General features: G+C 58.7%; 18 protein-coding genes. 12 read left to right on the forward strand and 6 right to left on the reverse strand.

Going from position 1 to position 21,194, the window contains the following annotated elements:
• Positions 1-4: 4 nt before the first annotated feature.
• On the reverse strand, positions 5-673 hold the full coding sequence (locus ACUTJJ_RS07945) for a haloacid dehalogenase type II (protein ID WP_144578538.1): 669 nt from the start codon (positions 671-673) through the stop codon (positions 5-7).
• 322 nt (positions 674-995) lie between these two features.
• On the opposite strand from ACUTJJ_RS07945, the gene ACUTJJ_RS07950 reads away from it, so the two are divergent.
• From ACUTJJ_RS07950 to ACUTJJ_RS07980, 7 genes are all read left to right on the forward strand, one after another.
• Positions 996-1,832 (forward strand): GNAT family N-acetyltransferase, encoded by an 837-nt coding sequence (locus ACUTJJ_RS07950; protein ID WP_296072449.1) that lies wholly within the window; start codon positions 996-998, stop codon positions 1,830-1,832.
• A 14-nt stretch (positions 1,833-1,846) separates the two neighbouring features.
• On the forward strand, positions 1,847-3,220 hold the full coding sequence (locus ACUTJJ_RS07955; RefSeq protein ID WP_296072447.1) for an aspartate aminotransferase family protein: 1,374 nt from the start codon (positions 1,847-1,849) through the stop codon (positions 3,218-3,220).
• Positions 3,221-3,476: 256 nt separating this feature from the next.
• Complete coding sequence (locus tag ACUTJJ_RS07960; protein ID WP_209090279.1) at positions 3,477-4,190, forward strand: HAD-IA family hydrolase; 714 nt, start codon at positions 3,477-3,479, stop codon at positions 4,188-4,190.
• A gap of 87 nt (positions 4,191-4,277) precedes the next feature.
• Entirely contained in the window at positions 4,278-5,888 is a 1,611-nt protein-coding gene (locus ACUTJJ_RS07965) for an ABC transporter substrate-binding protein (protein WP_144578542.1), read from the forward strand.
• Between the two features lie 92 nt (positions 5,889-5,980).
• A complete protein-coding gene (locus ACUTJJ_RS07970; RefSeq protein ID WP_144578543.1) occupies positions 5,981-6,931 on the forward strand; it encodes an ABC transporter permease in 951 nt (316 codons plus the stop codon).
• Entirely contained in the window at positions 6,931-7,785 is an 855-nt protein-coding gene (locus tag ACUTJJ_RS07975) for an ABC transporter permease (RefSeq protein ID WP_209090285.1), read from the forward strand. Before ACUTJJ_RS07970 ends, ACUTJJ_RS07975 begins: the two co-directional genes overlap by 1 nt.
• On the forward strand, positions 7,782-9,437 hold the full coding sequence (locus tag ACUTJJ_RS07980) for an ABC transporter ATP-binding protein (protein WP_445541841.1): 1,656 nt from the start codon (positions 7,782-7,784) through the stop codon (positions 9,435-9,437). The genes ACUTJJ_RS07975 and ACUTJJ_RS07980 overlap by 4 nt, the downstream gene beginning before the upstream one ends.
• Positions 9,438-9,557: 120 nt before the next feature.
• Here the strand turns inward: ACUTJJ_RS07980 and ACUTJJ_RS07985 are convergent, their stop codons facing one another.
• From ACUTJJ_RS07985 to ACUTJJ_RS07995, 3 genes are all read right to left on the reverse strand, one after another.
• Entirely contained in the window at positions 9,558-10,520 is a 963-nt protein-coding gene (locus tag ACUTJJ_RS07985) for a 2-hydroxyacid dehydrogenase (protein ID WP_063947142.1), read from the reverse strand.
• 451 nt (positions 10,521-10,971) lie between these two features.
• Entirely contained in the window at positions 10,972-11,994 is a 1,023-nt protein-coding gene (locus tag ACUTJJ_RS07990; protein WP_445541842.1) for a LacI family DNA-binding transcriptional regulator, read from the reverse strand.
• A gap of 131 nt (positions 11,995-12,125) precedes the next feature.
• Entirely contained in the window at positions 12,126-12,620 is a 495-nt protein-coding gene (locus tag ACUTJJ_RS07995) for a MarR family winged helix-turn-helix transcriptional regulator (protein ID WP_063947141.1), read from the reverse strand.
• A gap of 79 nt (positions 12,621-12,699) precedes the next feature.
• Between ACUTJJ_RS07995 and ACUTJJ_RS08000 the strand changes: the two genes are divergently transcribed.
• The 3 genes from ACUTJJ_RS08000 to ACUTJJ_RS08010 all read left to right on the forward strand — a co-directional run bounded on the left by ACUTJJ_RS08000 (position 12,700) and on the right by ACUTJJ_RS08010 (position 15,962).
• Positions 12,700-13,500, forward strand: coding sequence for a creatininase family protein (locus ACUTJJ_RS08000; RefSeq protein ID WP_296072428.1), 801 nt, complete (start codon positions 12,700-12,702; stop codon positions 13,498-13,500).
• 113 nt (positions 13,501-13,613) lie between these two features.
• Entirely contained in the window at positions 13,614-14,726 is a 1,113-nt protein-coding gene (locus tag ACUTJJ_RS08005) for a CobW family GTP-binding protein (RefSeq protein WP_296072425.1), read from the forward strand.
• 243 nt (positions 14,727-14,969) lie between these two features.
• The gene (locus ACUTJJ_RS08010; protein ID WP_445541843.1) at positions 14,970-15,962 is read left to right on the forward strand and encodes a WD40 repeat domain-containing protein; all 993 of its coding nucleotides are present in this window, start codon (positions 14,970-14,972) and stop codon (positions 15,960-15,962) included.
• A gap of 128 nt (positions 15,963-16,090) precedes the next feature.
• On the opposite strand, the gene ACUTJJ_RS08015 is transcribed toward ACUTJJ_RS08010, so the two are convergent.
• Both ACUTJJ_RS08015 and ACUTJJ_RS08020 read right to left on the reverse strand, forming a co-directional pair.
• Positions 16,091-17,059 carry a polysaccharide pyruvyl transferase family protein gene (locus ACUTJJ_RS08015; RefSeq protein WP_296072418.1) on the reverse strand — a complete coding sequence of 323 codons (969 nt, stop codon included), beginning with the start codon at positions 17,057-17,059 and terminating at the stop codon, positions 16,091-16,093.
• A gap of 51 nt (positions 17,060-17,110) precedes the next feature.
• Complete coding sequence (locus tag ACUTJJ_RS08020; protein ID WP_063947136.1) at positions 17,111-18,076, reverse strand: glycosyltransferase family A protein; 966 nt, start codon at positions 18,074-18,076, stop codon at positions 17,111-17,113.
• A gap of 117 nt (positions 18,077-18,193) precedes the next feature.
• Between ACUTJJ_RS08020 and ACUTJJ_RS08025 the strand changes: the two genes are divergently transcribed.
• Together ACUTJJ_RS08025 and ACUTJJ_RS08030 are read left to right on the forward strand one after the other, a co-directional pair.
• Complete coding sequence (locus ACUTJJ_RS08025; protein ID WP_296072414.1) at positions 18,194-19,672, forward strand: lipopolysaccharide biosynthesis protein; 1,479 nt, start codon at positions 18,194-18,196, stop codon at positions 19,670-19,672.
• 371 nt (positions 19,673-20,043) lie between these two features.
• On the forward strand, positions 20,044-21,192 hold the full coding sequence (locus ACUTJJ_RS08030; RefSeq protein WP_296072412.1) for an acyltransferase family protein: 1,149 nt from the start codon (positions 20,044-20,046) through the stop codon (positions 21,190-21,192).
• Positions 21,193-21,194: the final 2 nt, after the last annotated feature.

The raw sequence follows: 21,194 nt of genomic DNA on the forward strand, positions 1-21,194 counted from the left end.
TCTCTTATAGTCCGACGACGCCCGCGAGACCGGAAATGTCTGAAATTTCCGTATAACCGTAATAGGGATTTGCAGGTTCATGGCCACGGTTGACCCAGACCTTGTTCTTGATGCCGAGATCATGCGCGGACATCAGATCGTAACGGAACGAGGACGAAACGTGCAGGATTTCCTCCGGACCGCAACCGAGCATGTCGAACATATATTCGAAAGCCTTGAAATGCGGCTTATAGGCCTGCGCCTGCTCGGCCGTATAGACCGCATGAAACGGTGCTCCGAGTTTGGCGACATTCGACATGATCTGCGAGTTCATGGCGTTGGACAGAATGACGAGTGGGATTTCCTTGGCGACCTTGGAAAGACCCGCCGGAACGTCCGCATGCGGCCCCCACGTCGGAACCCGCTCATACACCATTGCTGCATCTTCATCCTTGAAGGCTACACCATTGCGCTTGCAGGTGCGCGACAGGGCGTTGTGAACGACGTCTGCATAGGGTTTCCAGTCATGCATGACCTCGTCCAGTCGATAGGCGGAAAAATTCCTGATGAACTCTTCCATCTCCGCCTCTCCCAGACGATCACCGTAGAGATCGCGGGCAGCCTCTGCCATCTGGAAATGAATGAGCGTGCCGTGGCAATCGAAAGTGATGTATTTCGGGCGGAAGGTGGTCATCTCGTCGTCATCCTTGCTTGGGGATTGGTGGTGGCTGCAATAACCAGATCATAGAGGCCTTTGGCTGATCGGCGCACCGCAATTGACGCTCATGGAAGCAGATTGTTGCGTATGCGGCCGCCGGTTTGGCAGAGAGTTGCGCGGGGGCGGGCCAGCTGCTTTCTCCACTTTCTACCTTCCCGGCCGGCGCGACGTGGACGCGGCATAAGATGCGGCGGCGGATAAAAGCAACAGCGAAACATATCGAACCTTCCCATTTGTCGGGACAATCTTCTTCCGGCACCAGTCTATCAATGAATGAGCAGAAAAACGGAGTTCCGACATGCAGGCGAGCCTGATCGATATCCAACCTTTTCAAGCGGACCATCTTGATGCGGCCGTTGAACTTTCCCGCCAGGCCGGATGGCCGCACCGGAAAGAGGACTGGGCGATGGTCCTTTCCATCAGCAAAGGTTTCGTTGCCGTTGACGACGGGCGCGTCGTCGGAACGGCGATGGCAACGCTGCTCGGAGAACGCTGCGCCACCGTCAACATGGTGATCGTGGATGAAAGCATGCGCGGCCGGGGCCTTGGACGCAAATTGATGGATGCGGCGCTCGACGCCGCCGACGATCGTGAATGCCGTCTGGTCGCCACTGCCGATGGGCTGCCGCTTTATGAAAAACTGGGATTCGTCGCCTGGGGTCAGGTGGTTCAGCATCAGGGAATTCCGAAGACCCCCACCAAACCGGAAAATGTAGCCTGGGCGCCAAACATCGACGCGGCCGAACTTGCGACACTTGATGCAGAGGCTTTCGGCGCAGATCGGACACCGCTTTTTGCGGCACTTGCGCAAAGGGCACGTTTCGCGACGGTGAGGAGCGAAGGCGTCATTCAGGGATTTGCGGCAATGCGTACCTTCGGTCGCGGCGAAGTCATCGGTCCGGTCGTGGCCGAAGACATTGAAATTGCAAAAGATTTGATTGCATTCGCGATGTCGGAACGCCCTGGCGCATTCCTGCGTGTGGATACAACCGTCAAGGCTGGGCTCGGTTCGTGGCTTGCCGAACAGGGCCTTGCCCATGTCGGCGGCGGCATCGCCATGCGCCGGTCAACGACCGAACTACCTGCTGAAAAGAGATTGAAAACATTCGCATTGACCAGCCAGGCGCTGGGCTGAACCGGGAGAGACACATGCTAAGCAATTCACTGATCGAACTGGACCGCGCCCATCTGGTGCATCCGGTCTCGTCCTTCCGCGGCCATGAAAAGCTTGGCGTGCGGGTGCTCCAATCGGCGAAAGGCGCCACCGTCACCGACATGACAGGTCATCAGCTGATCGATGGCTTTGCAGGGCTATGGTGTGTCAATGCCGGTTACGGACACGACAGTATCGTTGAGGCGGCGGCAAGGCAGATGCGGGAATTGCCCTATGCGACGGCCTATTTCGATATCGGCAGCGAACCCGCAATTCGGCTGGCCTCTGAGCTTGCCGACCGCGCACCCGGTGATCTCAACCACATCTACTTCACGCTTGGCGGGTCCGACGCGGTGGACAGCACCATCAGGTTCATCCGTTATTACTGGCACGCGAAAAGGGAGCCGCAGCGCGACCAGTTCATTTCCATCGAACAGGGGTATCACGGCTCCACCACGGCCGGCTCAGGCTTGACGGCCCTGCCCGCGTTCCACGCCGGCTTCGGCGTGCCATACGACTGGCAGCACAAAATTCCGTCGCACTATGCCTACCGCAACCCTGTTGGCAGCGATCCGGCGGCCATCATCGCCTCTTCCCTGCAAATTCTGAAAGAAAAGATCGAGTCCATCGGCCCGGATCGTGTCGCCGCCTTTTATGCAGAACCCATTCAGGGCTCGGGCGGCGTTCTGGTGCCACCGCCGGGATGGATCAAGGCTATGCGCGAACTCTGCCGCTCCTATGGCATTCTTTTTGTCGCCGATGAAGTCATCACCGGCTTCGGTCGTACAGGACCGCTTTTTGCGTGTGCCGACGAGGACATCGTGCCTGATTTCATCACGACCGCCAAAGGCCTCACGTCAGGCTATGTGCCTATGGGCGCCGTCTTCATGGCCGACCACGTTTACGATACAATAGCCGACTTTGCTGGCGAGGCTGCCATCGGGCACGGATATACTTATTCCGCCCACCCCGTCAGCGCGGCTGTCGGTCTGGAAGTGCTGAAACTTTACGAAGGCGGACTGCTGGAGAATGGCCGTCGCGCCGGTGCGCGATTGATGGCCGGACTTGAGGGCTTGAGAAGCCACCCGCTGGTGGGCGACGTGCGCGGCCGCGGCATGCTTGCCGCCATCGAACTCGTGACCGACAAGGACAGGAAGACTCCTTTGCCGGCCGCGGCTGCCCCCGCGCGAAAAGTTTTCGACCGCGCGTGGGAAAACGGCCTCATCGTGCGGGCCTTCGCGAATGGCATCCTCGGCTATGCGCCGCCGCTTTGCTGCACCGATAGCGATATTGACGCCATCATTGAGCGGACGCGCAAGACACTGGACCAGACGCTTGGAGACCCGGCCGTACGCGCAGCCATGGCCTGAGGCGAAAGTAAACTGCGTTGCGGCGCCCTCTGGAAATGTCGCAACGCCCCACTTATTCGCAATATTCTGCCGAACAGCTGATCCAATTCGGCGTATCCCGCGCGCCGAAGGTGCCAAACTAGCACTGTAGACCGCAACAAACGCCATAAAAAAGGGCGTAACGACAAAATGGGAACGGGACAAGGATCTCGTCCGGGAACAGAATAATCTGCCGCAGCCGTCCCAAGAGGCCGAGGCAGCAAAGTGGAGACCCACATTGCCCAAGAAACTGAGCGACTTCAAATATATGAGCTTCGACGTGGTGGGCACCCTCATCGATTTCGAAGGTGGCCTGAAATCGACCCTGGCAGCGATCGGTACGGAAAACGGCGTGGAGGTCGGTGGCGAAAAAGCGCTCGCGCTCTACCGCGCTGCCCGGTATTCCGATGCGACCGATCTGTTTCCGGACGATCTCGTCCGTGTCTACCTGATCATTGCCCCCGAACTTGGCCTGCCGGCAGAGCGGGCGTTCGGCGAGCGCCTGCGTGATGCGGCAAAAGACTGGAAAGGCTTTGAAGACAGCCGCGCCGCAATGGCAGAACTGGCAAAGACACATCGCCTCATCGCCATGACCAATGCCCAGCGCTGGGCCTTCGACTATTTTTCGAAGGAGCTTGGCAATCCCTTTCATGCCGCCTTCACGGCGGATGACACGGGCACGGAAAAACCCGATCCGGCCTTCTTCGAAAAGGTATTTGCTTTCGTCGAAAGCGAGGGCGCATCGAAGGACGACATTCTGCACGTCGCGCAAAGCCAGTACCACGATATCGGCATTTCCCGGAAACTGGGCATGACGAATTGTTGGATCGAGCGTCGCCACGCCCAGAAGGGCTATGGCGGCACGATAGAGCCGGAGAATTTTACGGAGCCGGACTATCACTTCACGTCGATGGCTGGCCTTGCCGAAGCGACGAGACAAGCAGCCGGTTAAGCCATACTCCAGAAGACGCAGCGCGAACCGCCCTGCGGTGTCGAGTATTTTTCAATCGGATTTCAACAAATACAAAAGGGGAATACCATGAGTGACAGGATTACAAACTGGACCCGCTCTGACGATGCCGCCGTTGAACAGGCGATCCGCCGCGGCGCGACGCGGCGTGAGCTGCTTCACATGATGCTGGCGGGTGGCGTGGCCCTTTCGGCCGGTTCGGCCATCCTCGGCCGCGCCTCGAAGGCCGTGGCGGCAACACCGGTTTCCGGTGGCTCGTTAAAGGCGGCCGGATGGTCCTCCTCCACCGCCGATACGCTCGACCCCGCAAAGGCCTCGCTTTCGACGGATTATGTCCGTTGCTGCGCCCTTTATAGCCGGCTTACCTTTCTCGACGTTTCCGGCACACCGCAGATGGAGCTGGCCGAATCCATCGAAACGAAAGATGCCAAAACGTGGACGGTCAAATTGCGTTCCGGCGTCACCTTCCATGACGGCAAGTCTTTGACGGCCGATGACGTGGTCTATTCGCTTAAGCGTCACCTCGATCCCGCTGTCGGCTCCAAGGTCGCCAAGATCGCGGCTCAAATGACCGGTTTCAAGGCGGTCGACAAAAACACCGTCGAAATTACGCTGGCAAACCCGAACGCCGACCTGCCATCCATCCTTGCGCTGCATCACTTCATGATCGTTGCCGATGGCGCTACGGACTTCTCCAAAGGCAATGGCACCGGTGCGTTCAAGCTCGAGAAATTCGAGCCCGGCGTTCGCTCCGTCATGGCAAAGAATGCGAATTACTGGAAGTCCGGCGGTCCGCATCTCGACAGTTTTGAGTTCATGGCGATTTCCGACGACAATGCACGCGTCAACGCCCTTCTTTCCGGCGACATCCAGCTTGCTGCCGCCATCAATCCACGTGCGCTTCGCCTGCTCGACAAACAGGACGGCGTCGTCATGTCCAAGACGACGTCCGGAAATTATACCAACCTCAACATTCGGCTTGATCAGGCACCCGGCAACAAAACCGACTTCGTTGCGGGCATGAAATCGCTGATCAATCGCGAGCAGATCGTCAAGGCGGCGCTGCGCGGCCTCGGTGAAGTTGGCAACGACCAGCCCGTTCCGCCCATGAGCCCCTATCACAACCCGGACCTCAAACCGAAGGCCTTCGATCTGGACAAGGCAAAGTTTCATTTCGAAAAAGCCGGCGTCATCGGTCAGTCCATTCCGGTCATCGCATCGGATGCGGCAGGATCATCCATCGACATGGCAATGATCATGCAGGCTTCGGCCGCACAAATCGGCGTCAAGCTCGACGTACAACGGGTGCCATCGGATGGCTACTGGAGCAATTACTGGCTGAAGGCACCGATACACTTCGGCAACATCAACCCGCGCCCGACACCGGACATCCTCTTCTCCCTGCTCTACGCCTCCGATGCACCCTGGAACGAAAGCCAGTACAAGTCGGAAAAGTTCGACAAGATGATGCTGGAGGCCCGTGGCCTGCTCGACATGGAAAAGCGCAAGCAAATCTATTTCGAGATGCAGGCGATGATTGCCGACGAAGCCGGCACCATCATTCCGGCCTATATTTCGAATGTCGACGCGATCTCCTCCAAGCTGAAGGGTTTGGAAGCAAATCCGCTTGGCGGCATGATGGGGTACGCGTTTGCGGAATACGTCTGGCTCGAAGCCTGATAGCCCATGGAGCCGGGCATTCAAGTGCCCGGCGACCTTTCCGCCGATGCGGGAAGCCTCCACAATAAGGGCCGGTCGCAGGAGCATCTTGAATGAACAGCCGAATATTATCTCTTATCGCCAGGCGGCTGGTCGTCATGCTGACGACGCTGCTGATTGTGTCGTTTATCGTCTTTTCCGCCACCAGCCTGCTGCCCGGCGATACCGCGACGATCCTCCTCGGCCAGGCTGCCACGCCGGAGGCGGTGGCGGGTCTGCGGACCGCGATGCATCTTGATGATCCGGCCCTTCTGCGTTTCGTGCGCTGGCTTGTCGGCCTGCTGCACGGCGAACTCGGCACGTCCTACGCCAACAACATGGCGATCGCCGATCTCATCGGCCCCCGTTTCGTCAATTCCATGAAACTTGCCGGCATCACCACCATCATTGCCGTGCCGCTGGCGCTCACGCTCGGCATCAGCTCCGCCATGCTGCGCGGAACGCTTTATGATCGGGCCGTCACGATCCTGACCATCGGTGTCATCTCGGTGCCGGAATTCATGATCGCGACGCTCGCCGTTCTGCTTTTCGCCGTTTACCTGAAATGGCTACCGGCCCTGTCGCTTGTTAGCGAGGTTCATACGCTATTCGATGTGCTGCGCGTTTATGCCATGCCGGTCATCACGCTTACCTTCGTTGTTTCGGCGCAGATGATCCGCATGAGCCGTGCCGCGGTGATCGAGACCCTGGATACTCCTTATGTGGAAATGGCGCTTCTGAAGGGCGCCCCACGCATGCGCATCGTGCTGCGTCATGCGCTGCCCAACGCGCTCGGCCCCATCGTCAATGCGGTCGCGCTGTCGCTCTCCTACCTCGTGGGCGGCGTTATCATCGTCGAGACGATCTTCAACTATCCCGGCATCGCCAAACTGATGGTCGATGGTGTGGCAACCCGTGACCTGCCGCTGATCCAGACCTGCGCGATGATCTTCTGCGTCGGTTATCTCCTCCTCATCACGACAGCTGACATCATCGCCATCATGTCCAATCCAAGGCTGCGCTGATGACCGATCATATCAAGACATATCAGGGAACTTCGCGTTTGGGTTACAAGATCAACGCAGTCGGCGTTTTCGGCTTTCTCGTCATTTTCCTCTGGGCGATGGTTGCGATTTTCGCCCCCTATCTCATTCCGCATCCGGTCGGTGAAATCGTCGATTTCGATTACTTCGGGCCGATGACGTCAGATCTCTGGCTCGGTTCCGATTATCTCGGCCGTGACGTCTTCTCCCGCATCTTGATGGGTGCGCGCTTCACGGTCGGCATTTCGCTCGCGGCTGTCACCATCGCCTGCACCTGCGGCGTCGTACTCGGCATGTGCGCCGCCGTCATCGGCGGCTGGTTCGATGCGGCGCTGAGCCGATTTCTGGATGCGGTGAACTCAATTCCGAGCAAGCTTTTCGGCCTCGTCGTCGTCGCCGCGGTGGGGTCGTCCATTCCGGTGCTGATCATCACGCTGTCCGTCATATACACGCCGGGCGCCTATCGTTTCGCCCGGGCACTCGCTGTCAACGTCAACACCATGGACTTTGTCACCGTTGCTCGCGTTCGCGGCGAAAACCTTCTCTACCTTATCGGCGCAGAAATACTGCCGAACATCATCCGTCCCGTACTTGCCGATCTCGGCGTGCGGTTCGTTTTCATCGTTCTGCTCTTGTCCGGGCTGTCCTTCCTCGGCCTCGGCCTGCAGCCGCCAAATGCGGATTGGGGCGCGCTGGTGCGCGAAAACATCGGTGGTCTGCCCTTTGCGGCACCAGCCGTCATATTCCCCTCGATCGCCATTGCCAGCCTGACGATCAGCGTCAACCTTCTGATCGACAACTTGCCGCAGAAAATCCGCGACAGGAGGGAAGCATGAGCAATCTGGTTGAAATTCGCGGACTGAAGGTCGAAGCGACCACTGATTCCGGTCGCCGGATCGAGATCATAAAGGGCGTCGACATCGACATCGCCGATGGCGAGATCGTCGCGCTGATCGGCGAAAGCGGTTCTGGTAAGACGACCATCGCCCTGACCCTGATGGGTTATGCCCGGCCCGGCTGCCGCATTTCAGGCGGCAGTGTCACCGTTGCCGGGCGGGACATGGTGCAGCTCTCCGAAGCAGAGCGCGCCAAGGTGCGTGGCACAAATGTGACCTACGTACCGCAAAGCGCCGCCGCCGCCTTCAACCCGGCGCAGAAGATCATCGACCAGGTGATAGAAGTCACCCGTATCCACCATCTGATGCCGCCGCAGGAGGCGCGCATCCGCGCCGTCGACCTTTTCAAGGCACTGTCCTTGCCAAACCCTGAAACCATCGGGGAGCGTTACCCGCATCAGGTTTCGGGCGGTCAGTTGCAACGCCTCTCCGCCGCCATGGCGTTGATCGGCAACCCGAAGCTGGTGATTTTTGACGAACCGACGACCGCCCTTGACGTGACGACCCAGATCGAAGTGCTGCGCGCCTTCAAATCGGCCATGCTCAAGGGTGGCATTAGCGGCGTTTACGTGTCGCACGATCTCGCCGTCGTCGCCCAGATCGCCGATCGCATCGTCGTGCTGAAGGGCGGCGAGATCAAGGAAACGGGCACCACGACGGAAATTCTTGAAAATGCGCAGCATCCTTACACGAGGGAATTGCTGACGGCATTCCAGGACAAGGTTCGCGCGGTTGCGCCGCCCACGCAGGAACGGGCAAAACCGCTGCTGGATATTGAAAATCTGATCGCCGGTTATGGCAATAGGGGTGACGACAAGATGCCGCTGGTCCGGGCGGTGGATACGGTCAGTCTCGCGGTCTATCCCGGCCGCAACCTCGGCATCATCGGGGAGTCTGGCTGCGGAAAATCCACGCTTGCTCGCGCCATCGCCGGCATTCTGCCGGCGGCGAGCGGCCATGTCATCTTCGAAGGTCGCGAACTGCACCCAGACTCCCGGCGTCGAACCAGCGACCAGCTGCGTCGCATGCAGATCGTCTTTCAATATGCGGATACGGCACTCAATCCATCAAAATCGATCGAAGACATCCTCGGCCGGCCGCTGACCTTTTACCACGGCATGAAAGGCAAGGTGCGCGATGCGCGGATCGACCAGCTTCTTGATATGGTGAAGCTGCCGCGATCGGTGCGCCATCGCCACCCATCCGGCCTTTCCGGTGGGCAAAAGCAGCGCATCAACTTCGCCCGCGCCCTTGCTGCCGATCCTTCACTGATCATCTGCGATGAAATCACCTCGGCACTGGATACCGTTGTTGCAGCTGCCATCATCGATCTTCTCGGCGAGTTGCAGCGGGAACTGAACCTTTCCTACATCTTCATCAGCCACGATCTCTCGGTCGTCGAAACCATCTGCGACGAGATCGTTGTGATGTATGGCGGGCAGAAGGTCGAGCATCTGGAGACGGAAGCGATCAAATCACCCACCCACCCCTACTCCAAGCTGCTGTTCTCCTCGGTGCCCAAGCTCGATCCAACGTGGCTCGATAATCTCCAGCAGGACGCGGAGATGGTCAGGGCCTTTTCGAAGAGATAGGCGCGTTTCCCCGGGTCATCCGGCAAGTCTCGCTGCCACGAGGTTTGGCCCGGCGGCAGTGAGATGGCCCTCAAGGGCGTGGATCGCCTTTTCATGGGCCAGGAGCCGACGCAGGAAGTATCATCCCTTGACGGGCGTTTCCGGCACCGGCGTCAGCACCTTGCCGTCCCTGAACCAGCCGAGAATATTATCGGCCACCAGATCGGCCATGGCATTGCGCGTCGGAACCGAGGCGGAGGCAACATGCGGCAGCAGGGACACATTCGGAAGCGACAGGAAGGCTTCCGGCACCTTCGGTTCGGCGTAAAAAACATCGAGCCCGGCAGCTCCCAAGGCGCCACTCTGCAACGCCTCAAGAAGCGCGTCCTCATCAACGCTGGAGCCGCGGCCGACGTTGATGAATATACCTTCAGGTCCGAGCGCCGTCAGGATTTCGGTATTGATCGCCTTGTGTGTTTGCGGCGTGCCCGGCACGATACAGATCAGCGTATCGACGGCCTCAGCCATTTGTTTCAGTGAGCCATAATAGGTGTAGGAGAGTTCATCCCGCTTGCTACGCGTGTGGTAACTGATCTCCACCTTGAACGGCTCCAGGCGCTTGGCGATCTCCTGGCCGATGCGGCCCATTCCGAACAGCCCCACCTTGCGGCCTCGCAGCGAGAACGGCGACAGTGCGAACGGACCTTCCCCAGCCCATTTGCCCTCCCGCAGCCATGTTTCGGCCTGATAAAGACGGCGCACCGTGTTGATGAGCAGAGCAATCGTCGTATCCGCCACTTCGTCATTCAGCACATCAGGCGTATTCGTCACCACAATGCCGCGCGTCGCCGCATGCTTGGCGTCGACACCGTCGTAGCCCACGCCGAAATTAGCGATAATCTCGAGCTTCGGCAGCGCATCGATCCATTTGGCGTTGACGGCGCCGGAAACAGCAATGGCGTTGACGCGCTCGGCCGCACCCTCAGGCAGAACCGGCTCGGCGCCCGCAGGCGCAGCAACGATCTCGACCTTGCCTTCGAGGCGTTCGAGAACGCGCGGATTGATCTTGCCGGGAACAAGAACGACGGCCTTTTTGTCAGACATGAGCGGGTATTCCTCCTGATAACATTCCAATAGCCGGAGCGGGTTGCCAGACGAACCGCTTGCCATCCCACTCCTCAGGGCTGCGATCTTTTCAAACAACAAGGGCCGTGAAAAGCCCAATAAGGGGGTGTTATGGGGGCAGAGGACGTTTCGTGCCGGTTTTTTTGGCGTCCGCCACCGGCAAACGGACCGGATCCACGACTGTCCGGTTTAAATCGAAAAGACGATGGGGAGGACGTAAAAATATAGCTTCCGTCATTCCGGCCCTGAGCCGGAATCCAGCCGCAGCGCGTCCGCGCGGCGGGAAGAGTCTTTTCAGGCCAATGACTTAGGCTTGCTGGATACCGGCTCAAGGCCGGTATGACGGAGGAAGGAAACGTCGCCGGCGACTATGGGCAACGCGCAGTCAGCCGGCTCAGGGTCGGAATAACTGATGAAAGCGATACCGAGCTCACACCCGCGGCCGCACCGGGCCGGTCGATTGCCGGATTCGCATTTCCGGCTTGATGAGATGAATGCCGTCAGGTTCATGGCTGCCGGCCAGCCTGTCCAGCAGTGCCCGAGCTGCCAGGCGCCCGACCTCGGCCTGGCCGTTGGAAACGGTGGTGAGCGCCGGGGTGGCGATGGCAGCTTCCTCCAGATCGTCGTAGCCGGTGACCGATATATCGACACCTGGCACCAGACCGGCGCGGGAGATGCCGTTCATCAGCCCGATGGCGACGAGATCGTTCCAGCAAACGGCAGCCGTCGGCTTCTGCGGTAGGGAGAGAAAATGCACAGCTGCCTCGAAGCCGCCCTGCTTGGAGCGTGGGCCGGGGATGCGCAGGTTCGGATCAACGTCAATGCCCGCCTTGCGCAGCGCGTTGACATAACCCTGGTAACGATCACGGCCGGTCGAGGTCTGGTCAGTGCCGCCAACCATGGCGATAGTGCGGTGGCCGAGGCTGATCAGGTGATTGGTGGCGAGCGAAATGCCGTAGCTGTCGTCACCACGATAGGTCGGCATATCGACGCCGTCCATGGAACGGGCCACGAGAATGGCGGGCATGCCGTTGTCTTCGGCGAGCGTCATGTCCTCGATCGGCGTACCGATCGCCGGGGACATGATGATGCCGTCAGACCCGAGCTGCAGCAGTGTCTCGATGAAGGTGCGCTGCTTTTCCACCGAATCATAATGGTTAGACAGGATGAAGGTTTGGCGACTGCGATCGAGTTCGCTTTCGATGGCTTTCAGGATTTCGCCGTAAAAGGGGTTCATCACATCATGGAAGACAACCCCGACAATACCCGAGCGCGACGTGCGCAGGCTGGCGGCGCGACGGTTATAGATATAACCCAGCGCCCGCGCCTGTTCCTTGATCTTGTCGCGCGTATCGGATGCTACCAGTGGACTGTCGCGCAATGCCAGAGAAATGGTGGCAGTCGAAAGACCGAGACTCTCGGCAATCGTCGACAGTTTAACCTTTTGTGCCATGGCATTCCTCCCTAAACGCATGTCAACGGCGCATGTCCATTTAAACTGCAATTAAACAATTTAAATGAAATCCGCAACCCGTTTAAGGAACGCTTACAAAAACTCAGGACAGATTTAAAAATCAAATAAGTTCATTGAAGATTTGCGTCGATGGCTTTGAGAAGCCTGACGACGTTGCGAATGTCTTTGGCAGAAAAACCCGATATCGCGCGCTCGCTGCAAGTGGCGATCGAGTTGTTGATATGGTCGACGCTCTTCAAACCCGCTTCCGTGAGCTTCACCAGCGTAACGCGGCCGTCCTCTTCATCGCCGCTACGCTCCACGAAGCCCTGGGCTTCCATGCGACCGATGGTGCGCGTCATGGTGGGTGCCTTGACGCCCAGTTTCTGGGCGATCTGTCCCGGTGTCAGGCTGCCTTCCTGCGCCAGAGCGAGAATGACGCCGTCCTGTCCGGCATAAAGGCCACTTTCGGCAAGGCTATGGCTGAGCGCCGTGCGCATGGAGCGGGCAGCCTGGGTAATGGACTGCGCCAGTTCCTCCGGGTTGAAATTCTCTTCCCTGTTTTTCTTCCCTTCCTTGGCCTTCTTGCTGCCCTTGTCCTTCTTGGCGCTTTTGTCCTTGCTCATACGCGAGTGCCTTTTACCCTGTGGCGGAACCGATATATGCTGCTGGAAATCCTTATCGAATGCATGCGCGGACTGCCAGATGCCAAACTCATACACGCATTATCACGACGAAAACGTAACAGAGCCCGATCTTCGCGCAACAGGGGCAATTTCCGTGCTGCCGCTCGGCGCCCATGAGCAACACGGGCCGCACCTGCCCTTCGAGACCGACACACTGATTGCAGAAGGAATCGTCACCCGGCTCGCTGCCGCGCTGTCCCGCCATCTTCCTGTTTCTTTCCTGCCGGCAGAGCCCGTCGGTTATTCCATCGAGCACATGAATGTGCCCGGCACGAGGACGCTGGGTTACGCTGAAGCCGTCGAACGCTGGCTCGGCATTGCGGAGGCTGAATATAAAAAGGGTGTGCGCAAATTTGTGATGCTGAACGCCCATGGCGGCAATTCACCACTGATGACCATCGTTGCCACCGAGGCCCGCGTCCGTTTCGGCATGCTCGCCGTGGCGACGAGCTGGACGCGCTTCGGCGTGCCCGTAAATGTCATCACCCCCGAAGACAAGGCAATCGATATCCATGGCGGCGATATCGAGACATCCGTCATGCTGGCGCTTCATCCCGAGCGTGTGGCAATGGAAAAGGCCGCCAATTTCCCCTCGCGGCAGAGTGATTTCACCCAGCGTTTCAAGCATCTGCGCGCCTATGGTCCCCACGCCTTCGGCTGGCTGATGAGCGATCTCAACCCGGATGGCGTTGCCGGAAATGCGGCCGCCGCGACCGCGGAAAAGGGCGAGAGGCTCATTTCCCATGCGGTCAACGGCCTTCTCGAACTGCTTGAAGATATCCACGCTTTTGACATAACGTTATTTCATAACAAAACTTGAATGGCACGGCCGAATTCGACCAAAATCTCTTTGAACTGCCGCGGCGTCGCGCCTATATGGACGTCAACACATCTTCCTGAGGCGATCAGGCCTCTCTCCACACGGGGTTTTCCATGACCGAAACAGCAGCAGCCAAGCCCATTCCAGTCACCGTCCTGACGGGATATCTCGGTGCAGGCAAGACGACGCTTCTCAACCGCATTCTCTCCGAGAACCACGGAAAGAAATACGCTGTCATCGTCAATGAATTCGGTGAGATCGGCATCGACAACGATCTGATCGTCGAATCCGATGAAGAAATCTATGAAATGAACAATGGCTGCGTGTGCTGCACGGTGCGCGGCGATTTGATCCGCGTTGTGGAGGGTCTGATGCGCCGGCCCGGCCGTTTCGACGGCATCATTGTGGAAACGACGGGTCTCGCCGACCCGGTGCCCGTCGCCCAGACCTTCTTCATGGACGACGATGTGCGCGCCAAGACCGAGCTCGATGCCGTCGTTGCCCTCGTTGACGCCAAGCACCTGCCGCTGCGGCTGAAGGACAGCCGCGAGGCTGAAGACCAGATCGCCTTCGCCGACGTCGTCATCGTCAACAAGACCGATCTCGTTTCGCCCGAGGAAGTCGCCCGCATCGAAGATATCGTGCGCGCCATCAATCCTTCCGCCCGCATCTACAAGACCACGCGCTCCGGCGTCGATCTTGCCCGCGTTCTCGACCAGGGCGCCTTCAACCTGGAGCGCGCGCTCGAGAACGATCCGCATTTCCTCGAGCATGGCCATGACGACCACGTCTGCGGCCCCGATTGCGACCACCACCATGATCATGACCATCATCATCACGATCATGACCACGACCACGCGCATCATCACCATGATCACGACCATGGCCACGATCACCACCATGGCGCAGTTTCGCCGATCCATGACGTCACGGTGCAGTCGGTTTCGCTGCGCGGCGGCGAGATGAATCCTGAGCGCTTCTTCCCGTGGATTCAAAAGGTGACGCAGGTCGATGGGCCCAACATCCTGCGCCTGAAGGGTATTATTGCTTTCAAAGGCGACGCGGAGCGTTACGTGGTGCAGGGCGTGCACATGATCATCGAGGGCGACCACCAGCGTCCGTGGAAGGAAGATGAAAAGCGCGAAAGCCGCCTCGTCTTCATCGGCCGCGAACTGGACCGCGAGAAGCTGGAGAAAAGCTTTAACGCCTGCCTCGCCACGGCATAGGGTTTCAAGGGCGACACCGAGATGCTTTACCGGTTTCTCGGCACCCCTAGCGACTTCCGGCGTCGTCCTCGGGCTTGACCCGAGGACCCAATGCGGACAGCATGGAGACGGTCGGACGCCCCGGGGTTCGCCCCGAATGCCGACCTCGACGCCAGGGTGCGGAGCCGCGCTAGCGGATTTTCGTGACTTTGGTTTGAGAACGAACCCACCGCAGAAAACATAGATACGAAAGACCAATGCCCCATGCCGACTGTTGCCCCGCTTGATATCGAAGGCCACGTGGTCTCGACCCATTTTCTCGGCGACATTCCGCTGTTTGCCACCGCCGCCGGCACGATTCACCGGCTGGATGGCGGCGAGAAGGTAACCGAAGCACATGACGGGCTTCTGACCTGCATTCGCGACCCTTACAGCGCCACGCTGCTTTCTGGCGGTGAAGACGGGCGCGTGCTGCGCATCGGCCATGATGGCAGCATCAGCGAGATCGCCAACGTGCCGCGCAAATGGGTTGGCGTCGTCGCCGGCGGTCCGCAGAAAGCGGTCGCTTATGGCGTCGGCAAGTCCAGCTTCGTGCGTCTCTCGGACGGCACGGTCAGGGAATTCAAGGAAGAGCGCACAGTGGAGGCGATCGCCTTCGCACCCAAGGGCCTACGGATTGCCGTTGCCCGTTATAACGGTGTGACGCTCCACTGGGTGGCAACCGCGGGCGATCCCGTCGATCTCGAATGGAAGGGTGCGCACACCGGCGTCACCTTTTCGCCAGACGGCAAGTTCCTCGTCACCACCATGCAGGAAAATGCCCTGCATGGCTGGAAGATGGAAGCCACGAAAGGCGGCATGGAAGCGCGCCATATGCGCATGACCGGTTATCCCGCCAAGGTTAAATCCGTATCATGGTCGGCAAAGGGCAAATGGCTCGCCTCATCAGGCTCGCCCGCCGCGATCGTCTGGCCCTTCTCCGGCAAGGATGGCCCGATGGGTAAGGCCCCGGAAGAACTCGGCAGCCGCGCCAACATCCTCGCCACCAACGTCGCCTTCCACCCGGTGGAAGACGTTCTCGCCATTGGCTTCATCGACGGCATGATTCTCGGCGTGCGCCTCGCCGACGGCAAGGAAGCCCTGCTGCGCCGCCCCGGGAAAGGCGCGATCACCAGCATGGACTGGAGCGCCACCGGCAAACTACTCGCCTTTGCCTCCGAGGTGGGAGACTGCGGGATCATCGACATTTCAGCGTGACGGCCAACTTCAATGAAGAAGGCTGCCTGATAACCACCGTCGGCGCCGAAGGCGCCGATTGCCTTTCCGGCGTCGGATATCCAGCAAATGCGGCCTGAACAATGCTGCCGCATTTTCCGGATACATGCTTAAAAATAATCTCGCTTCACAGTGTCTAGAACCGCCGAGAAACGTTCCTTCCGCTCCTCCAGTCGGCCGTCCGGGCTGAGACGGGGTTCCGCGCGGCTGGCCTGCCAAAGCGCCAGCGTGGAAGGGGCCGCCAGCACCTGCTTGGCGAGTTTTCGCAGCGAGCGAGATTGCGTTTCCTGTGGGCGCACCAGCACTTCGCCTTCATGCGCGGCGCCCTCATGCGGAGAAACCGAACCAGGCTCCGCGACGATAGGTGGCGGTGGTGGCGGGAAGCTCATGCCCCAGAAACGCGAGCCTTTTTTCGCCGCCTCTGCGCGGGTCGAAACCGGCACATAACGCGGCTGATACTCCACGCCGACGCTGCCGGCCCAGTCGCTCCATTTGAAGCTGTTGATCGAAGGCGACGTGCTGACGGCAACCCACGGCACGCGGAAGGCATCCGCCAGAATTGCACCATGCATGGATTCAGCCACGATGAATTCAGACTGGGCAATGGCGCGGATGACCGCTTTCGCTTCGCCGCGCGGGTCAAGATAGGTCAGTCCTGCCGGCTCACAGACCGTTTCCCACATGCCGAACTCCGCCGATTCCCAATGGGGAACGAAGGTCTTCTTGTAAAGTTTGGGCAGGTTTTTGAAGTCAGGCATCTCCGTGACCATGACGGCGGGGTCGACAATACCCTTTTCAGGCGCGAGCCCCAACTTGGCGGCGGTTTTTTCGCCGCGCACGCAACGAATATCCCAGAACTCGGTGCTGGTATCCGGCACCGCGCCATAACCATAACCGCTACCGATCACCAGCTTGCGCTGTTTTCCAGGCAAAAGAACGTCGTTGAGCACGGTGCCGACACCGACGAGCATGACATCGTCATGGACGTCGCGCAGGCCCGGGAGCAGAAAGTCCCACAGCCAAAGGTTGAGATCGTCACCGAAATTTCCGTGATGAGATTCCCAGTGATAAGGTTTCATGAGGTCACTCCTCGGTGAAAAACATATAGATTCTTGCGGGCGAAAATTCGCTCATCTGGAGCGCACGATTTTGCCGGCGCCGAGTTCGAAAGCGGCACGCAGCAGTGCCGGATCACGCATCACCCACTTCAACAGCAGTCCGAATTCGGGCGCCTTGCGCCGTTTCAGATTGCCCGCCTGGCTCCACAGCGCCTGTTTGCGTGCCGTGTTTTTATAGGATGCAATGGAGGCGACATCGGCCGGCCGGCGTGAAAAACGCCCCTCCAGCGTATCGAGCGCCACCCAGGTATTGAACTGCTGGCGCAGGAATTCCGGCGAGCTATTGTCGATGCTGTGGAAGATATTGACGCCCATTCCGCGCATCGCACCGGCGTCGTCACAGAGCAGCGTCCGCTTCGAAGCGAGGATGGAATCGCAGAAAAACAGCACATCTTCCGCCGCCAGACGAAGCGCCGGGTCAAAGCGGATTTTCTCAAAAAGAGGACGGCCGATCACCATGCAGGAGAGATGCAGGAAGCTCCAGTTGCGCAGCATCACACTTGCCAGATCAGGCAGTTCGATCACCAGCGGCGTCTCGGAAACGCGTGCCGCGCCCTCGTTTTTCTCAAGCTCGGAAATGGCGAAATGGTAATAAAATTCGTCACTTGCCTGCATCGAAGCCCAATAGCACTCGCCACCGAACGTCGTGAGCGCAAAGGCTGCATTCTTGAGATGATCAGGCGTCCAGATATCGTCGGAATCCAGGAAGGCCACGTAGTCGGTGCCATCGGGCACGTTGTCCAGACCGGTATTGCGTGCACCGCCCGGGCCGGCATTCGCCTGCTTAATGACAATAATCCGGTCTTTCTGTTCCTGCGAAATTTCCGCAAGTTCCCGATCGATCGGGTATGGCGATTCGTCATCGACGATGACAAGATCGAAGTCCTGGTAGGTCTGCGCAAAAACCGATGCGAGTGCACGTCCGAGGACGCCGTGCTGCTTTTGGTAGTAGGGAATGACGACAGTAAATCTTGCCATTGTTTCGCCCCTTGCGTTGATCAAGAAGTGTCGGGCCCGATCCTAAAAGCGGCCCCGATGGTATCGGCAACTCCCAACCGGCTTCCTCCCGCCGGCCTCCAGAAACAGGATGCTTGTATGCCCCCAGCACCAAATGTAAAGACCATCACCACGAATGTGGGCTGGAGCGTTTTATCAAAAACAGGGACATTCGGGCTTAAATTTGTCACGGTCCCCATTCTCGCTCGTCTCCTCACGCCGGAAGAATTCGGGGTGGTGGCAGTAGGACTTACGGTTGTACAGTTCCTGACCATGATCGCCGGGGCGGGGCTCACCTCCGCCCTCATCGTCGAGAAGGATGAGGATATGGAAACGATCCATACCGTCTTCTGGGCCAATCTGGCGATCTCCTGCACCATGGCAGCCGTCCTCTACATCTTCGCCGAATTTTTCGGCGGATTGCTGGGTGCGGTGGAAAGCGCATACCTGCTGCGCATCATGGCCTTCCTCATTCCGTTACAGCTTGCTGGCGATGTCGCCTATTCGCTGCTGGCGCGACGGATGAACTTCAGCAAGGATGCGCTGTGGAGCATGGCCTCGGAGAGCATCGCGGCGATTGTCGCGGTCGCGCTCGCCTTCATGGGGTTCGGCGTCTGGGCGCTTATCATCCAGCTTTTCGCCGCGGCTTTGATTCGCCTCGTCGGACTTTACGCCGTTTCGCGTTATTGCCCGCGTTTTGTCATGAAGCCACGCCGGCTGGTGCCGCTTCTTGGCTTCAGTTCGGGGCTGATGGGCTCGGAAATCGCCAATTTTGTCACCTTCCAGTCGCCGATGGTGGTCATTGCCCGGCACCTGGGTCTGGCGGATGCCGGCGCCTATTCCGCTTCCAACCGTTTCGCCAGCATTCCCAACCAGGTGGTTTTATCCGCCGTCATGGGGGTTCTGTTTCCCGCTTTCAGCCGCATGATGGACGACCCCCAGCGCCGGCGCGATGCGTTGATGTTCAGCACGCAGGTGCTGACCGTGCTGCTCGCGCCCATGATGTTCGGTCTCTGGGCCGTGGCCGAGCCGGCCATGCTTGTCATCTTCGGGCAGAACTGGGCTTATGCCTGGCCGGTGCTTGGTCTTCTGGCCCTATCGAAAGCCATTCTCACGCCCTGCAGCACCTTCATCCCTTACCTCAAGGGCGCTGGTTACGGTCGTGTCCTGTTCTGGTCGGCGACACTCCGTGCCGTCGTCACCACGGTCGCGGTCTGGTTCGCGGCGCTTTATGGAACGTTGATAGATGCCATGATCTGGCTCTGTATCGTCAACGCCGTCACGCTCGTCGCTTACTCCTGGGCTGTGTTCAAAGCGAGCGACACGCCTTTCTTCCAGGGACTTTACGTCAGTAGCCGGCCGATGATCGCCGCTTTCGTAATGGCCGTTGCGGTGCGCTATTTGCTTCACCTTCTCGCCGATCGCGTTCCCAACGCCACCCTTCAGGTTCTTATCGGCGCTGCCGTGGGCGGCGCCATCTATGCAATACTGATCCTGCTGACTGAACGTGCCCTGCTGGGGAAAATCCTGGGCATGGTTAAATCACGGCGTGCGCCGAATACCGCAACCCAGGGTTAGAAATACCGCAGAAAAATGCGCCTCATTTCTGCCGTTAAGCGGCCATGCCACGGCGATTTTTATCGTCGTGGCATGGAGGATTGGGCGCTCTTTTTGCAGCGCAACATCACGGCAAATGACAAATTCACACGCTTCGAAGATTTTTAAGGAAACGTGATTTCTAACAAAATTATTTTATTTCAATAATTTAATTTTTTCGTGCGACAGAATTTGAACTCAAGCCAGACATTCACCCGCAAAATCTAATCTTGTGTTTTTCCCGCGTCGCCACATTTTATCCCAAAGTCGAAACCAGACTTTCCAGTGCGGGCTTAAGTTCGCTCTGGTTGCAACGCGGCGTGGGGAGACGCCGCCCAATAGGGGTGACTGATGTGACTGTCGATCAGAACCTATACTCCCGTATCAATTTGATGCGCATATTGCTGATTTCAGGAATCGTGTTCGTGCATGTGCCGCACGATGCCGAAACCAGCCCGTTTCTCGGCCTTTACGGCTTTTTCGACTGGCTGCGGGTTTTCCTGGGCGACGCGCTGTTTCGCATTGGTGTGCCCTGTCTCAGCGCCATTTCCGGTTACCTGCTGTTTCGTCGCGGCATGAGTGAATTCAATTATCCGGCAACGATCCGCTCCAAATCGAAAACCGTGCTCCTGCCCTTCCTGCTGTGGAATGGCGCGCTGTTTGCCGCCGTGTTGCTGATTCAGTTCTTCGAAGTCGGCGTGGGATATTTCCCGGATCTCTGGAACGCCGGCCCACGTGAAATCCTGAGCCACGGGGCGGCGCTGGAACAGTTGCCGGTCAACGTGCCGCTTTATTTTCTGCGCGACCTTTTCGTCTGCATTCTGCTGTCTCCCGTCCTCGCATTCCTGATGCGCCGCTTCGCGCTGCCGACCCTTGCCATTTTGCTGGTCGTGACGGCCATGCCTGATCTCACGATCTACATCGTCCAGAAAAAATCGATCCTCTTCAGCTTCTCGCTTGGTATTGCGCTTGCGCTGCACCGTGTCGACGTCAAGGCGCTCGATCCTTACGCCCTGCCGATCATGGTGCTGACCTTCATCGCCTCTGCCATTCTTGCCACCGGTCTATATTTCACCGGCCCGGAATTCACGTTCTGGCTAAACATGTCGCGCAATCTGCTCGCGGTCTTTGGTGCACTCGGCTTCTGGGTGTCTTCATCCATCCTGATCCGCAGCCGGCTTGGCCAGCGGCTTGCCGAGACCGGCAGCCTCAGCTTCTGGATATTCTGCGCCCATTACCCGTTGCTGGTCATCATGTGGATGATCTGGAAGAAAGGCGGGCCGGACTTTTATCCGGCCTTCTATATCGCTGCGACGTTGTCTGCCTTCGTCATTCTGATCATCAGCAACGCGCAGACGCGTAAATATCTGCCCAACCTCTATTCTGTGCTCACCGGAAGCCGCAGCGGCAAACGCAAGGCGACAGTCGCCGCCGTGACCAAACGGGCCCCCGTGATCGGCCCGCCCACATCCGAAACGCTTTATTCGCAACGACAGAGGTGAAC

The organism is Agrobacterium sp. DKPNP3 (assembly GCF_052686535.1).

Bases quoted from the DNA above. Each gene is read 5' to 3' on its own strand.
- ACUTJJ_RS07945 (WP_144578538.1), bottom strand. From the start codon at position 673: ATGACCACCTTCCGCCCGAAATACATCACTTTCGATTGCCACGGCACG.
- ACUTJJ_RS07950 (WP_296072449.1), top strand. From the start codon at position 996: ATGCAGGCGAGCCTGATCGATATCCAACCTTTTCAAGCGGACCATCTT.
- ACUTJJ_RS07955 (WP_296072447.1), top strand. From the start codon at position 1,847: ATGCTAAGCAATTCACTGATCGAACTGGACCGCGCCCATCTGGTGCAT.
- ACUTJJ_RS07965 (WP_144578542.1), top strand. From the start codon at position 4,278: ATGAGTGACAGGATTACAAACTGGACCCGCTCTGACGATGCCGCCGTT.
- ACUTJJ_RS07970 (WP_144578543.1), top strand. From the start codon at position 5,981: ATGAACAGCCGAATATTATCTCTTATCGCCAGGCGGCTGGTCGTCATG.
- ACUTJJ_RS07975 (WP_209090285.1), top strand. From the start codon at position 6,931: ATGACCGATCATATCAAGACATATCAGGGAACTTCGCGTTTGGGTTAC.
- ACUTJJ_RS07980 (WP_445541841.1), top strand. From the start codon at position 7,782: ATGAGCAATCTGGTTGAAATTCGCGGACTGAAGGTCGAAGCGACCACT.
- ACUTJJ_RS07985 (WP_063947142.1), bottom strand. From the start codon at position 10,520: ATGTCTGACAAAAAGGCCGTCGTTCTTGTTCCCGGCAAGATCAATCCG.
- ACUTJJ_RS07990 (WP_445541842.1), bottom strand. From the start codon at position 11,994: ATGGCACAAAAGGTTAAACTGTCGACGATTGCCGAGAGTCTCGGTCTT.
- ACUTJJ_RS07995 (WP_063947141.1), bottom strand. From the start codon at position 12,620: ATGAGCAAGGACAAAAGCGCCAAGAAGGACAAGGGCAGCAAGAAGGCC.
- ACUTJJ_RS08000 (WP_296072428.1), top strand. From the start codon at position 12,700: ATGCCAAACTCATACACGCATTATCACGACGAAAACGTAACAGAGCCC.
- ACUTJJ_RS08005 (WP_296072425.1), top strand. From the start codon at position 13,614: ATGACCGAAACAGCAGCAGCCAAGCCCATTCCAGTCACCGTCCTGACG.
- ACUTJJ_RS08010 (WP_445541843.1), top strand. From the start codon at position 14,970: ATGCCGACTGTTGCCCCGCTTGATATCGAAGGCCACGTGGTCTCGACC.
- ACUTJJ_RS08015 (WP_296072418.1), bottom strand. From the start codon at position 17,059: ATGAAACCTTATCACTGGGAATCTCATCACGGAAATTTCGGTGACGAT.
- ACUTJJ_RS08020 (WP_063947136.1), bottom strand. From the start codon at position 18,076: ATGGCAAGATTTACTGTCGTCATTCCCTACTACCAAAAGCAGCACGGC.
- ACUTJJ_RS08025 (WP_296072414.1), top strand. From the start codon at position 18,194: ATGCCCCCAGCACCAAATGTAAAGACCATCACCACGAATGTGGGCTGG.